The organism is Mycobacterium sp. Panama NTM2 (assembly GCF_054355555.1).
Genome location: NZ_CM135953.1, coordinates 2,810,519 through 2,823,383, shown reverse-complemented (window position 1 = coordinate 2,823,383; position 12,865 = coordinate 2,810,519). Strand labels below are relative to the sequence as shown.

At 69.7% G+C, this 12,865-nt stretch carries 15 protein-coding genes; 5 read left to right on the top strand and 10 right to left on the bottom strand.

What is annotated here, in order from left to right; genetic code table 11:
* Nucleotides 1–176: 176 nt before the first annotated feature.
* On the bottom strand, nt 177–1,208 hold the full coding sequence (locus tag ACXYX3_RS13360; protein ID WP_458607833.1) for an APA family fibronectin-binding glycoprotein: 1,032 nt from the start codon (nt 1,206–1,208) through the stop codon (nt 177–179).
* Nucleotides 1,209–1,526: 318 nt separating this feature from the next.
* On the opposite strand from ACXYX3_RS13360, the gene ACXYX3_RS13355 reads away from it, so the two are divergent.
* From ACXYX3_RS13355 to ACXYX3_RS13345, 3 genes are all read left to right on the top strand, one after another.
* Nucleotides 1,527–2,198: an SDR family oxidoreductase gene (locus ACXYX3_RS13355; RefSeq protein ID WP_458607832.1), complete on the top strand. Its 672-nt coding sequence runs from the start codon at nt 1,527–1,529 to the stop codon at nt 2,196–2,198.
* Between the two features lie 113 nt (nt 2,199–2,311).
* Nucleotides 2,312–3,241 (top strand): LLM class F420-dependent oxidoreductase, encoded by a 930-nt coding sequence (locus ACXYX3_RS13350; RefSeq protein ID WP_458607831.1) that lies wholly within the window; start codon nt 2,312–2,314, stop codon nt 3,239–3,241.
* Between the two features lie 122 nt (nt 3,242–3,363).
* Nucleotides 3,364–4,731, top strand: a complete 1,368-nt coding sequence (locus ACXYX3_RS13345; protein WP_458607830.1) for an NAD(P)/FAD-dependent oxidoreductase — start codon at nt 3,364–3,366, stop codon at nt 4,729–4,731.
* On the opposite strand, the gene ACXYX3_RS13340 is transcribed toward ACXYX3_RS13345, so the two are convergent.
* The 9 genes from ACXYX3_RS13340 to ACXYX3_RS13300 form a co-directional block, all read right to left on the bottom strand.
* Nucleotides 4,728–5,600 carry an LLM class flavin-dependent oxidoreductase gene (locus ACXYX3_RS13340; protein WP_458607829.1) on the bottom strand — a complete coding sequence of 291 codons (873 nt, stop codon included), beginning with the start codon at nt 5,598–5,600 and terminating at the stop codon, nt 4,728–4,730. The genes ACXYX3_RS13345 and ACXYX3_RS13340 overlap by 4 nt on opposite strands.
* Nucleotides 5,597–6,223, bottom strand: coding sequence for an urease accessory protein UreD (locus ACXYX3_RS13335; RefSeq protein ID WP_458607828.1), 627 nt, complete (start codon nt 6,221–6,223; stop codon nt 5,597–5,599). Before ACXYX3_RS13335 ends, ACXYX3_RS13340 begins: the two co-directional genes overlap by 4 nt.
* Nucleotides 6,224–6,910 (bottom strand): urease accessory protein UreG, encoded by a 687-nt coding sequence (ureG, locus tag ACXYX3_RS13330; RefSeq protein WP_458607827.1) that lies wholly within the window; start codon nt 6,908–6,910, stop codon nt 6,224–6,226. It lies immediately after the preceding gene.
* Nucleotides 6,911–6,925: 15 nt separating this feature from the next.
* The gene (locus tag ACXYX3_RS13325) at nt 6,926–7,564 is read right to left on the bottom strand and encodes an urease accessory protein UreF (RefSeq protein WP_458607826.1); all 639 of its coding nucleotides are present in this window, start codon (nt 7,562–7,564) and stop codon (nt 6,926–6,928) included.
* On the bottom strand, nt 7,564–9,285 hold the full coding sequence (locus ACXYX3_RS13320; protein WP_241207938.1) for an urease subunit alpha: 1,722 nt from the start codon (nt 9,283–9,285) through the stop codon (nt 7,564–7,566). The genes ACXYX3_RS13325 and ACXYX3_RS13320 overlap by 1 nt, the downstream gene beginning before the upstream one ends.
* Nucleotides 9,282–9,596 (bottom strand): urease subunit beta, encoded by a 315-nt coding sequence (locus ACXYX3_RS13315; RefSeq protein WP_241207939.1) that lies wholly within the window; start codon nt 9,594–9,596, stop codon nt 9,282–9,284. The genes ACXYX3_RS13320 and ACXYX3_RS13315 overlap by 4 nt, the downstream gene beginning before the upstream one ends.
* Nucleotides 9,593–9,895 (bottom strand): urease subunit gamma, encoded by a 303-nt coding sequence (locus tag ACXYX3_RS13310; protein WP_241207940.1) that lies wholly within the window; start codon nt 9,893–9,895, stop codon nt 9,593–9,595. The genes ACXYX3_RS13315 and ACXYX3_RS13310 overlap by 4 nt, the downstream gene beginning before the upstream one ends.
* Before the next feature lie 63 nt (nt 9,896–9,958).
* Nucleotides 9,959–10,303, bottom strand: a complete 345-nt coding sequence (locus ACXYX3_RS13305) for a PaaI family thioesterase (protein WP_241207948.1) — start codon at nt 10,301–10,303, stop codon at nt 9,959–9,961.
* A gap of 219 nt (nt 10,304–10,522) precedes the next feature.
* Nucleotides 10,523–11,287 carry an iron reductase gene (locus tag ACXYX3_RS13300; RefSeq protein WP_458607825.1) on the bottom strand — a complete coding sequence of 255 codons (765 nt, stop codon included), beginning with the start codon at nt 11,285–11,287 and terminating at the stop codon, nt 10,523–10,525.
* A 209-nt stretch (nt 11,288–11,496) separates the two neighbouring features.
* Between ACXYX3_RS13300 and ACXYX3_RS13295 the strand changes: the two genes are divergently transcribed.
* Nucleotides 11,497–11,913, top strand: coding sequence for a BlaI/MecI/CopY family transcriptional regulator (locus ACXYX3_RS13295; protein WP_241207942.1), 417 nt, complete (start codon nt 11,497–11,499; stop codon nt 11,911–11,913).
* A 14-nt stretch (nt 11,914–11,927) separates the two neighbouring features.
* Complete coding sequence (locus ACXYX3_RS13290) at nt 11,928–12,863, top strand: M56 family metallopeptidase (RefSeq protein ID WP_241207943.1); 936 nt, start codon at nt 11,928–11,930, stop codon at nt 12,861–12,863.
* Nucleotides 12,864–12,865 lie beyond the last annotated feature (2 nt).

Below are 12,865 nucleotides of genomic sequence, written 5' to 3'. Positions count from 1 at the left end.
GTATGTAACCGGCTGAGGACATCGGCCGCACGAACTCTCTCAGAACCTTCGAACGGATGCTCACCGCACGACCATCTCGTCAGCCAGGCCCGGTTGCGGTCGCAAACGGGCCTGACTCCGGTATAGCCCCGGCAGGTAACGATCAGTCGACAGGATCGGACACGATCGGGGGTGAATCAGGCGGGCGGCAGCATCCCCGGCGCGGTGTTCGGGTCGACGGGCACCGGCTGGCCGACAGCCGGACGCGGCGGCGGCGCGTTCGGATCGGCAGGCGGCGGCGGGGCGCCCGGATCCGCCGGCGGCGGCGGAGGCGGGGGCGTCCAGGGCCGGATCGAGTTCGCCAGCGCGACGGCCTCGGCCTGCGGAATCGGGTTGGTGGCGGTACCCAGCCACACCACGAACCACCGTTCGGGGGCGCGCTGACCGCGCGGGGTGCCCGGCGCCGTCGGGGCGCCGACCACGCCGGCCCAGATCTGCCCGTTCGGCTTGTTGGTGTCGGTGAACTTGACCTCGTAGGACGACGCGACACCGGTCATGCCGTTCGCGTTGAGCGGCACGGTCTGCTGGTTGATGCGAGTCCCGGGGAAGGGCATGAAGAACTCGCCCATGTCCGAGGCCAGGCGCTGTGCGGCCTTGGTGTTGTCGGTCTCGGCGCCGGCGAACAGCTTCAGGTCGAGACGGCCGAGCAGGATGCTGGTGTCGTTCGGGGCCGGGGTGTCCGGCGGGGACCCGGCCGGCGGCAGCTTGTTCAGCAGAGCCTGCCCGTAGGACAGCGAGGCCGCGTCGGCCACCTTCCAGCCGGCGGGTACGACGTAGCTGAAGCCGCCGGCGGCGTTGTCCACCCGACCCGGTTCCGGAGCGGGCGGCGGGGCGGGGGCCGGGGCGTTGGGATCGGCCGGCGCCGGCGCCGGTGCGTTGGGATCGGCCGGGGGTGCGGGGGCAGGCGCAGGCGCGTTCGGATCGGCCGGGGGTGCGGGGGCAGGCGCAGGCGCGTTCGGATCCGCCGGGGGCGCGGGAGCCGGCGCGGGCGCGCCGGGGTCCGCAGGCGCTGCCGGAGCGGGCGGCGGCGGAGCCGGTGTGGGCGCCGGCTGCGCTGTCGCCACGGCGGGCAGCGTCAAGGCGGCGACGGTCGCGCCGGTCAGGGCGGCGAGCCCGATCGACGTCGACAGGCCTTTCCGGCGGGGTGACGACATATCTGGATCACGCATGCCGAAGAAACTACCGTGTTACTGCCGTGACGCAAGTGTGTGAAGCTGAGAATGTACCAAATTGTGACATTGCTATCAGCAAATCGGTGCAGCACAAAGCGTTGACGAAGTTTGCTGGCATGGCAAGCGCCCCGGCGCGTGGCTCGGGGTGCCGCAGTCGGCGCACAGGGTGGCCTCCGGTGAGTTCACGGGTTTGATCGCCTGGTCGGGCGCCACCGTTACCGGCGCGGGCGCGTCGGTCCTCGCCGACTAGCTACCGTCCAGTAACATGGTCGGGACTCGCTGGGGTTCAGCGCCGAACACAACAGGAGGCCGATGATGGATGTGCTGATCACGGGATGCGACACCGAGCGTGGCCGCACCATCGCAGAGAACTTCAGCACCGCCGGCCACCGCGTGATCGTCGCCGGCCGGCGCGGTGACGACGTCGAACTCTTGGCCAAAGAACTCGAGGCCGACGCCGTGGTCGTCGACACCACCGACCCGGCGTCGATCGCCGCGGCCGGCCAGCATCTCCCCGCACACCTGGACACCGTCATCAACGTGCCCGCCCCCCGGTCGACCGCCGGCGATCCCCGCACCTACACCCTGGCCGACCACGCCGCGGAATGGCGCGGGCTCTTCGACGCAGGCCTGCTGTCGGCGGTGCTGACCGTGCAGACGCTCGGAGACCAGCTGCGGTCGGGGGGCTCCATCGTCACCGTGATCGGGGATGCGATGACCGAAGGCAGCGCCGCGGCCGCGGTCAAGGCGGCGGTGTCCTCGTGGACGGCCGGACAGGCACACCACTTCGGCATCCGCGGCATCACCGTCAACGCGGTGGCGATCGGCCGCGGCACCGAGCCCGGGTACGAGGGGCTGGGCACGTCCTCGCCCACGGTGGACGAGGAGATCGCCCGCCTGGCGCTGTTCCTCACGACCCCGGCGGCCCGTCACATCACGGGCCAGACCCTGCATGTCAGCCACGGCGCACTGGCGAATTTCGGCTAGCCGTCAACGGTTCGGGGACGCGCTTTATTCCGGGTTGTGGGCAGATTTCTTCCGCTTCTGCCAACGGTGAAATGATCTAGATCGGCGGGGTCACCCTGCGTACGGTCAGCCGTATGACGATCCGGCTCGGACTGCAGATCAACAACTTCTCCTACGGAACCGGTGTGGGCGAGCTCTTCCCCACCGTGACCGCACAGGCCAGAGAAGCCGACGAGGCCGGCTTCGACTCGGTCTTCCTGATGGACCACTTCTACCAACTGCCGGGAATCGGCAGCTACGACGAACCGATGCTGGAGGCCTACACCGCCCTCGGCGCGCTGGCCGCCGCGACCCAGAACGTCCAGCTGGGCACGCTGGTCACCGGCAACACCTATCGCAACCCCACTCTGCTGGCCAAGGCGATCACGACATTGGACGTCATCAGCGCCGGACGCGCCATCCTCGGCATCGGCACCGGGTGGTTCGAACTCGAACACGACCAGTTGGGTTACGAGTTCGGCACCTTCACCGATCGCTTCGAGAAGCTCGGTGAGGCGCTGCAGATCATCCTGCCGATGCTCGCCGGTGAGCGCCCCACCGTCACCGGAAAGCACTATCGCACCCAGGAGGCGCTGGCCAATCCCCGCTTCCGGGACCACATTCCGTTGATGATCGGCGGCAGCGGCGAGAAGAAGACGATCCCGTTGGCGGCCAAGCACTTCGACCACCTCAACGTCATCGCCGGCTTCGACGAGCTCGCCCGCAAGGTCGAGGTGGTCAAGCAGCGGTGTGAAGAGATTGACCGCGATCCGGCCACTCTCGAGACATCGATGCTCGTCGGTGCGATTCTGGGCGACGGCGTGTCCCCGGACATGATCCCCGACGATTTCAAGCAGCGGATGGTCGCGGGCAGCGTCGAGGAGGTGGCCGAGCAGGTCCAGACCAAAGTGCTCGACGCGGGCATCGACGGCGTCATCCTGTTCGTGCCGACCCAGACCGTCGGGTATCAGCCCGGCCAGATCACCGCGCTCGGAGAGGCGCTCAAACCGCTGGTCAGGGCGTGATCGGCCGCGGTGGGGTATCTCACCGCGCCGCCAGGAAGCGCTGCGGCTAAGGTTCTGGTTGCTCTGTTTGGGTAAAGAAGTTCCGGTAAGGACACCCGCGAGAACCGTGCACAGGAGAAGCCATGAGCAATCCCGGAGCCAATGCATCCGATCGCCACAAGGTGGTGATCATCGGATCGGGATTCGGCGGGTTGACCGCGGCCAAGGCGCTCAAGAGGGCCGACGTCGACATCAAGTTGATCGCCCGCACCACCCACCACCTGTTCCAGCCGCTGCTGTACCAGGTGGCGACCGGGATCATCTCTGAAGGCGAGATCGCTCCCGCGACCCGGGTCATCCTGCGCAATCAGAAGAACGCCCAGGTGTTGCTCGGCGACGTCACCGGCATCGACCTGAAGACCAACACCGTGCGCTCGGAGCTGCTGGGCCACACCTATGTCACCCCGTTCGACAGTCTCATCGTCGCGGCAGGGGCGGGCCAGTCCTACTTCGGCAACGACCACTTCGCCGAATGGGCGCCCGGCATGAAGTCCATCGACGACGCGCTCGAGTTGCGCGGGCGGATCCTGGGAGCGTTCGAGCAGGCCGAGCGGTCCAGCGACCCGGCCCGCCGCGAGAAGCTGCTGACGTTCGTCGTCGTCGGTGCCGGCCCGACCGGGGTCGAAATGGCAGGGCAGATCGCCGAATTGGCCGATCAGACGCTCAAAGGTGCGTTCCGGCACATCGATTCGACCAAGGCGCGGGTCATCCTGCTCGACGCGGCTCCAGCGGTCCTGCCGCCGATGGGCGAGAAGTTGGGTAAGAAGGCCCAGGCCCGGCTGGAGAAGATGGGCGTCGAGATCCAACTCAACGCGATGGTGACCGACGTCGACCGCAACGGCATCACGGTCAAGGACCCCGACGGCAAGATCCGCCGCATCGAAGCCGCGTGCAAGGTGTGGTCGGCCGGTGTGTCGGCCAGCCCGCTCGGGCGCGACCTCGCCGACCAGTCCGGAGTCGAACTCGACCGCGCCGGCCGGGTGAAGGTACTCCCCGATCTGTCGATCCCGGGTCACCCCAACGTGTTCGTCGTGGGCGACATGGCTGCTGTCGAAGGCGTCCCGGGCATGGCTCAGGGTGCGATCCAGGGCGCGAAGTACGCCGCCAAGGCCATCACGTCGGGGCTCAAGGGCGCCGATCCGGCCGAGCGGGAACCGTTCAGCTACTTCGACAAGGGATCGATGGCGACGGTGTCGAAGTACAGCGCCGTGGCCAAGGTGGGGCCGCTGGAGTTCGGGGGCTTCATCGCGTGGCTGGCATGGCTGTTGCTGCACCTCGTGTACCTGGTCGGATTCAAGACGAAGATCGCCACGCTGCTGTCCTGGACGGTCACGTTCCTGGGTAACAACCGCGGTCAGCTCACGATCACCGAACAGCAGGCGTACGCGCGAACGCGCATCGAGGAACTCGAGGAGATCGCAGCCACCGTGGACCAGAAAGCGGCCAGTTAGCGACGGCCCAGCTCTGAACCGGCCACGGCCTCGATGACGTCCATCGGGTCGGACGCCGTGCGGATCGGCTGCAGCACGACGGTGTCGATCCCGGCGGCGCGGTAGAGGGCAGCGCCGTCGCGGATCGCCTCGGCCGGGCCGCCGACGCCGAAGTCCGCTTCCGGGGCGACCTGCCAGCGTCGTGCCTCCTCGGCGAGCACGGTCGCCACGTCGGATGGCGCTGGCGCGCACGCCAGATACATGACGGCCCGGAACGCGTGCGGAGCACGCCCGACGCGGCCCCGCGCGACGTGCCCGAGCGCGGCCGTGACGCTGGCTGCGGTGTGCTGGCAGTCCAAGAGCACGCCGTCGGCGATCGCGCCCGCCAGCTCCAGCGTCTTGGGCCCGGCGCCGCCGATGAGCACGGGCACCGCGGTTTCCGGAACCCAGTCGAGGCGTACCGCGTCGAGGCGGACGTAGTCGCCCGCCACGGTGACCGTCTGCCCGGCGAGCAGATCCCGCAGTGCGGTGACGTATTCCCGCAGCGAGGACATGGGCGACGCCGGCGCCACCCCGGACTGCCGCATCCAGTCCTGCACGCCGTGCCCGATGCCCACCTGCACGCGTCCGGGGAACATCGTGGCCAGCGTCGAGATCTCCAGCGCCGTGGCCACCACGCTGCGCAGGGGCGCGGGCAGTACCCCGATGCCCACCACCAGCGACCGGGTCGCCGTCAGGGCGACGGCAGCCTGGGCGATCCCGCCCTGCAGGAAGCAGTCCTCCCACAGCCACACCTCGTCGAAGCCCGCGTGCTCGGCCTGCGCACAGGACTCGGCGAGCGTCCGGGGATCGAAATCGGGACGCCACACCACCCCGAGCCGTTCCGTCACAGTCGATCTCCCTGCCATGTGGTGAGACTGCCGCCGCCGGCCAGCGCGAGGGTCATCCCGCGGGTTGCGACATCAGCTGCCGGATAGCGCATTTCGGACTCGTAGGCACGTGGTGCGGCGATCTCGTCGTCGGCCACCGAGCCGGCGCCCACGTCGACCCGGTGGCGCAGCAGCGCTGCGCCGTCCAGATCGGCCCGCAGCGTCCCGCACCAGTACCCGTCGCGCTCACCGGATCTGCCGATCTGCACGCGCTCGGCCACCCGCACCGACGCGCCTGCGGTCATCGACAGCGCCGTGTGCACCGTGTGGCGTGCCCGCCCGGCCACGATCGTCGGCTGCGGATCCAGGTCCAGCGTGCCGGCCACCTCAACCGTCCAGCACGCGTGCGATTGCGTGGTCGCCGCGCCGGGCAGCACCATCGTCGCCGCGACCGTCCGGAGCACCAGCCGGGCGCCCTCCTCCACCACCACCCGCATCCGGATGGTGTCGCCCCCCAGCGGGGTGGCGGCGGCCGACACCAGGTGCACGGTGTCGCGTCCGGTCCGCCGCACCGCGATGGCTCCGGTGGTCTCTGTATGGGGGGACCGTCCCGGGCGTGCCACGATCAGCACCTCTGACCGCACCTAGACCGCCTGCATGACCCGCAGCTGCTCGCGCACCCACTCCAGCACCGGCGTCGCCGCCGGATCGACGGTCAGGGAGATCAGCGCGAACGGACGATCGGCGCGCACCGCGGCCGCGTCCCTGCGCATCACGTCCAGGTCGGCACCGACCATCGGGGCGAGGTCGGTCTTGTTGATCACGAGCAGGTCGGAGAACGTGACGCCCGGACCGCCCTTGCGGGGCACCTTGTCGCCGCCGGCCACGTCGATGACGAAGATCTGGACGTCGATCAGACCCGACGAGAACGTCGCGGTCAGATTGTCCCCGCCGGATTCGACCAGGATGAGATCGAGATCGGCGTGCGCTGCGATCAGATCGTCGATGGCGTCGAGGTTGGCGGTGATGTCGTCGCGGATCGCGGTGTGCGGGCAGCCGCCGGTCTGCACCGCCGCGATGCGGTCATCCGGGAGCACGGCGTTGCGCCGCAGGAAGTCGGCGTCCTCGGTGGTGTAGATGTCGTTCGTCAGCACCGCCAGAGACAGCTCGTCACGAAGCTGACGGCAGAGTGCGGCGACCAGCGCGGTCTTGCCCGAGCCGACCGGTCCGCCGATGCCGATGCGCAGCGGCTCCCCCGGCCGGCGCGTCCGGCGCGGGCGGTCCGGACGATCGTGGGAATGGCCGACACCGTCGATGAGATGTGGTGGCATGCAGGCTCTTTCGTTTCAGGACGCGAACAGGGGGCGGTCACGCTCGAGGTGGCGCTGGGCGAGCACGTCCAGCAGCGGGTCGGACAGGTCGGCCAGGCCGCGGGCGGCCTGAGCGGCGGCGTCCTCGCACACCGGCGCCAGCGCGAAGGTCACCGCGGCGACATCACCGGGATCCAGGGCCAACAGCCGCTGGGCGGCGGTGGCCGATCCGGTCATCGTGGTGTAGACGAGCGACAGGGCGGTGTGCGCCGCGGCGATCCCGCTGGCGTGTCCGACGGCGCCGGCCGCGACCGCCAGGTGAGGCGTGGGCCCCAGAGCGGCCCAATCGGTGTCCGGCCAGACGCGCCGGGCCAGCCGGACCAGTCCCCTGCCCTGAGCACGCGACGCCGCGCGTGCCGCGGGAGCCGGTGTACGGGCGTCGGTTTCGGCCTCCCCGGAGCCTCCGGCAGCTGGCGAGAGCGTGCCGGTGTGCACCGCGGCCGCCAGGGACGCGGTGACCAGGCCGGTGGTGCGAATCCGGCGGTGCAGGTACGCCCGCAGCGTGGGCAGATCGACGACCAAGCCGCTGGTCACCGCTTCCTCGACGCCGCCGGAGTGCACGTGGCCGCCGGTGGGCAGCCGCGAATCCGCGAGTGCGAGCAGCGTGGTGATCATCAGAACAGGAAGAAGCGTTGCGCCATGGGCAGTTCCGCGGCGGGCTGCTCCTGCCACACCTCGCCGTCGATGTGCACGGTGAAGGTGTCGGGATCGACGCGGATGTCGGGCAGCGCATCGTTGAGCGGCATCTGCGCCTTGCCGACAGCGCGCACGTTCTCCACCGCGACGAGGCGGCGCGCCACCGCGATACGGTCGGCCAGCCCGTCCTCGATCGCCTGCGGCGCGACGAAGTGCAGCGATGTGGCGGCCGCGGCCGCGGGTGCCGCACCGAACATGGGGCGCGGCAGCACCGGCTGTGGCGTGGGGATCGACGCGTTCGCGTCCCCCATCGCGGCCCACGCGATCATGCCGCCCTTGAGCACGGCATGCGGGCGGACACCGAAGAACGCGGGCTCCCACAGCACCAGGTCGGCGAGCTTGCCGACTTCGATCGAACCGATCTCGCGGTCCATGCCGTGGGCGATCGCCGGGCAGATCGTGTACTTGGCCACGTAGCGCTGCGCACGGGTGTTGTCGGCTCTGGTGTCGCCGGGCAGGAAGCCGCGGCGCTGCTTCATCACATGCGCGGTCTGCCAGGTGCGCAGCACCACCTCGCCGATGCGGCCCATCGCCTGGGCGTCACTGCCGATCATCGAGATCGCGCCGATGTCGTGCAGCAGGTCCTCCGCCGCGATCGTCGACGGCCGGATCCGGCTCTCGGCGAACGCCAGGTCCTCGGGCACGCTCGGGTTGAGGTGATGGCACACCATGAGCATGTCGAGGTGCTCGTCGAGGGTGTTGACGGTGTGCGGACGCGTCGGATTGGTGGAACTGGGCAGCACATTGGGCTTACCCGCGACCGTGATGATGTCGGGCGCGTGACCGCCGCCGGCACCCTCGGTGTGATACGCGTGGATCGACCGGCCCTTGATCGCGGCCAGCGTGTCCTCGACGAAGCCGGCCTCGTTGAGGGTGTCGGTGTGGATGTTGGCCTGTACGCCGGCGGCCTCGGCAACGGTCAGGCAGGCGTCGATGGCCGCCGGGGTGGTACCCCAGTCCTCGTGAAGCTTGAATCCTGCTGCCCCGCCGCGCAATTGCTCCCACATCGCCTCGGTGCTGACGGTGTTGCCCTTGCCCAGCAGCGCGACGTTCAGCGGCCAGGTGTCGAGCGCTTCCAGCATGCGGGCCAGGTGCCACGCCCCGGGTGTGACGGTGGTGGCCTTGCTGCCTTCGGCGGGGCCGGTGCCGCCGGCGACGATCGTGGTGATCCCGCTGCCGAGCGCTTCCTCCATGATCTGCGGGCAGATCAGGTGCACGTGACAGTCGATGGCACCCGCGGTGACGATGCGGCCGTTGCCGGAGATGATCTCGGTCGAGGGCCCGACCACCAGATCGGGATGCACCCCCGACATGATGTCGGGGTTGCCCGCCTTGCCGATCGCGACGATGCGTCCGTCGCGAATACCGATGTCGGCCTTGATGATTCCCCAGTGGTCGAGGATCACCGCCCCGGTGATGACGGTGTCGGGGGCGCCGTCGGCGCGGGTGGCGCGGGATTGACCCATCGATTCCCGCAACACCTTGCCGCCGCCGAACACCGCTTCGTCGCCGGCCAGCCCAGGTCCGCCACTGCGGTCCTCGGTGATCTCGACGAACAGATCGGTGTCGGCCAAGCGGATGCGGTCCCCTGCCGTGGGACCGTAGAGCGCGGCGTAGCGCGCGCGGGACAGCGCCGTCATGGCTGATCCAATCTGCCCGGTGGGTTCAAGCTCAGGCCGTACACCTCGCGCGTGCCGCGCAGCGGTACCAGGCTGACGCGCTGGGCGATGCCGGGTTCGAAGCGGATCGCGGTGCCGGCCGGGATGTCGAACCGGTGACCATGGGCGGCGGCGCGGTCGAAGTCCAGCGCCGAATTGGCCTGTGGCACATGGACATGGCTGCCGACTTGCACCGGCCGGTCGCCGGTGTTGACGATGTCGAGCTCAAGGCGCTCGGCACCGGCATTGAGTTCGATGTCGTCGTCGTCGAAGACGATCTCGCCGGGGATCATGCGATCGGGTCGTGGACGGTGACGAGCTTGGTGCCGTCGGGGAAGGTGGCCTCGACCTGGACGTCGTGCAGCATCTCGGGAATGCCGTCCATCACCTCGTCGCGGCCGAGCACGGCGCGCCCGCTGACCATGAGCTCGGCAACGGTGCGTCCGTCGCGAGCGCCCTCGAGGATGTGGTCGGTGATCACCGCGACGGCCTCGGGGTGGTTCAGGCGCAGTCCGCGTGCCTGGCGGCGGCGGGCGAGTTCGGCGGCATAGGAGATCAACAACCGCTCCTGTTCATGCGGTGTCAGGCGCATAGAGGGCGATCCTGCCACGACCCGCCGCACTCAGCAGCGCACACGGGCGCTGGCTGCTGCCGGCTACTCCTCGGTCATGTTCTGCAGGCGCACCTGGCCCCGGGCGACCAGGCGTCCGCTGTCCCCGCTGCCCTCGGTGATCGTCACCACCCACAGCTGCTGGCGCCGGCCCCGGTGGATCGGTGACGACGTGGCCGTCACGGTGCCCGATCGGATGGCGCGCAGGAAGTCGGTGTTGTTGTTGACGCCGACGACGTAGCCGCCGCCGTTCTGGGTCAGCCAGACATGGCCTGACACGCTGGCCATGCTCTCGATCACCGCGCAATACACCCCGCCGTGCACGATGCCCCAGGGCTGCAACAGGACATCGGTGATCTCGAGAGTCGCGCGGCCGCCGTCGGCGGACATCTCCTCGTAGCGCAGGCCGAGCACCGTGTCGAAGCCGTCACCGAGTCCTTCGGGAAGATCAATCACGAATCGTGTCTACACGCCGCCGTCGGCGCAGAAGCGGACGGGCCCCACGCCGTGCGGCGTGGGGCCCGTCCTGTGGTCGGACCGGGGGTCTCTGCAGCCCTCAGGACTCCGGCGCGGTCCGGGTGGTACTCGATCAATATAGGCAAGCCTTGCCTAATTCAACAAGGCCTTCGTCGGAATCGGCCGGTGCCCGCCGCGGACCGGCAGGCCGAAACTCATCAGCGCGTCGAGGAGAGCCTGCGTGCGCCGCATGCTCACCGCCTCGCTGCTGCCGGCCAGCAGCGGGATCTGGGTGGCGGCGCTGACGGCGGCGGCTCCGACGGCATGCCACATCGCCGACACCGGCGTGGTCCCGTCGCTTTCTGCGTGCAGGCGAGTGAACAGCGGGCCCAATGCGCGATGGCTGCGGTGGGCGACCCAGGTGGTCAGCGCGGCCTCGCTGGGCAGCGCGACGATGCCGTCCCTGCGCGCGGCGCGACGTCCGGCGAACGCCGGATCGTCGGGTAGAGCGCGCAGCGTGGGCTCGGCCACGCCCACCCAGTCGATCGTGCCTTCGGAGTCCACGTGCACCCAGAGGTTCTCCGGTCCGGTGTCCCAGGCCCGGCCTTCCAGCGCCAGGAGCGGGATCACCCGGCCGACGACGACGTGGGCGAATGTCGCGGCCAGTTGCTGGGTGACCGTGGCCGGGTTCGCGATCTCGGCCAGGCCGGCCGCGTACATGCGAGACAGCCGGTCGGTCGTGAGGAGTTCGGCCAGCGGCCACCAGCGGCGACGTGACAGGTCGCCCATGACCGCGACCCCGTGCACGCGCGGGCATTCCGGATCGAGCGCGCGCAGCCGGCGGCTGGATGCATGGATCGGCAGCGGGCGCCTGATCGACATGCTCGCGATCAGCGGATCGTCGACGAGAACGGACACGGCAACCTCCCTGAGTTAGGTTAGCCTTACTATAACCACGAGGCACATCGACTCCACAGGAGGCCACCGCTGTGATCGGACTCACAACACCGCCCGGCACCGCTGTCGACCGTCGCGGCGTTGCGCTCGAAGACGTCGTCTCACGTGATACGACACGCGGTAGTAATGCCGTAGTACGCTCACAGGCACCGCCGGTAGGAGAGAGGACCATGCCCAAGTTGACTCGGCTCGGAGAGCTCGAGCGCTCCGTGATGGATCACCTGTGGTCCGCGGGTGAGCCGCAGACCGTGCGGCAGGTCCACGAGACGCTGTCGTCCGAGCGTGACCTCGCCTACACGACGATCATGACCGTGCTGCAGCGGCTGGCGAAGAAGAATCTCGTCGTCCAGCACCGCGACGACCGGGCCCACCGCTACGCGCCCACCCATGGTCGCGACGAACTCGTCGCCGGCCTCATGGTCGACGCGCTCGACCAGGCCGCCGATTCCGGAAGCCGCGAGGCGGCACTGGTGCATTTCGTCGAACGCGTCGGCGCCGATGAGGCTGCGGCGCTGCGCCGGGCCCTGGCCGAACTCGAGGACAAACACCGCGCAGACACACCCAGTGGCGATCACGGCATCAGCTGAGAGACACTGACAGCGTGTCCGCGCTGGCCTTCACCATCGTCGCCCTGATGTTGTCGGGGCCGGTGCCTGCATTGCTGGCCCGCGCGACGTGGCCGTTGCGGGCGCCGAGGGCGGCGATCGTGCTGTGGCAGTCGATCGCGCTGGCCGCGGTGCTGTCCTTCTTCTCCGCGGGCATCGCGATCGCGAGCCGGCTCTTCGAGCCCGGACCCGATGGCCGGCCCACGGCCACCATCGTCACCGCGCTCGACGATCTCGGCTGGCCGCTGTGGACCGCCTACGTCGTCGTCTTCGCGCTCACTCTCGTCGTCGGAGCGCGGCTGATCGGCTCGATCCTGCAGGTGGCGATCGCCACCCGACGCCGTCGCGCCCACCACCGGATGATCGTCGACCTCGTCGGCGCCCACCCCACCCGCCCGATGCCCGCCCACGGCATCCGCATCCTCGACGTCGCCCAGCCGCTGGCCTACTGCCTGCCCGGGGTGCGCAGCCGCGTCGTGGTCAGCGAGGGCGCGCTGAACACGCTGTCGGACAACGAGATCTCGGCGATCCTGTCGCACGAACGGGCCCACCTGCGCGCACGGCACGATCTGGTGCTCGAGATGTTCACCGCGGTGCACGCTGCCTTCCCCCGCATCGTGCGCAGCGGACACGCCCTCAACGCGGTGCGGCTGCTCATCGAGGCGCTCGCCGACGACGCCGCGGTGCGCAGCACCGGACCCACTCCCCTGGCGCGCGCGCTGGTCGCCTGCGCCGCCGGGCACACCCCCCGAGGTGCGCTCGCCGCCGGCGGCCCGACCACGGTGGTGCGGGTGCGACGTCTCGGCGGCGCCCCGAACAGCCGCGCGCTGGCCGCCGGTGCCTACGTGTGCGCCGCGGCGGTACTCGTCGTACCGACGATCGCGCTGGCGGTGCCCTGGCTCACCGAGCTGCACCGGCTGTTCACCGCATGATG

What these genes read in the sequence shown, in the direction of transcription:
- ACXYX3_RS13295 (WP_241207942.1), top strand. Translation starts at nt 11,497, where the DNA reads ATGCCCAAGTTGACTCGGCTCGGAGAGCTCGAGCGCTCCGTGATGGAT.
- ACXYX3_RS13305 (WP_241207948.1), bottom strand. Translation starts at nt 10,303, where the DNA reads ATGTCCGCCGACGGCGGCCGCGCGACTCTCGAGATCACCGATGTCCTG.
- ACXYX3_RS13310 (WP_241207940.1), bottom strand. Translation starts at nt 9,895, where the DNA reads ATGCGCCTGACACCGCATGAACAGGAGCGGTTGTTGATCTCCTATGCC.
- ACXYX3_RS13320 (WP_241207938.1), bottom strand. Translation starts at nt 9,285, where the DNA reads ATGACGGCGCTGTCCCGCGCGCGCTACGCCGCGCTCTACGGTCCCACG.
- ACXYX3_RS13325 (WP_458607826.1), bottom strand. Translation starts at nt 7,564, where the DNA reads ATGATCACCACGCTGCTCGCACTCGCGGATTCGCGGCTGCCCACCGGC.
- ACXYX3_RS13315 (WP_241207939.1), bottom strand. Translation starts at nt 9,596, where the DNA reads ATGATCCCCGGCGAGATCGTCTTCGACGACGACGACATCGAACTCAAT.
- ACXYX3_RS13345 (WP_458607830.1), top strand. Translation starts at nt 3,364, where the DNA reads ATGAGCAATCCCGGAGCCAATGCATCCGATCGCCACAAGGTGGTGATC.
- ACXYX3_RS13360 (WP_458607833.1), bottom strand. Translation starts at nt 1,208, where the DNA reads ATGCGTGATCCAGATATGTCGTCACCCCGCCGGAAAGGCCTGTCGACG.
- ACXYX3_RS13355 (WP_458607832.1), top strand. Translation starts at nt 1,527, where the DNA reads ATGGATGTGCTGATCACGGGATGCGACACCGAGCGTGGCCGCACCATC.
- ureG (WP_458607827.1), bottom strand. Translation starts at nt 6,910, where the DNA reads ATGCCACCACATCTCATCGACGGTGTCGGCCATTCCCACGATCGTCCG.
- ACXYX3_RS13350 (WP_458607831.1), top strand. Translation starts at nt 2,312, where the DNA reads ATGACGATCCGGCTCGGACTGCAGATCAACAACTTCTCCTACGGAACC.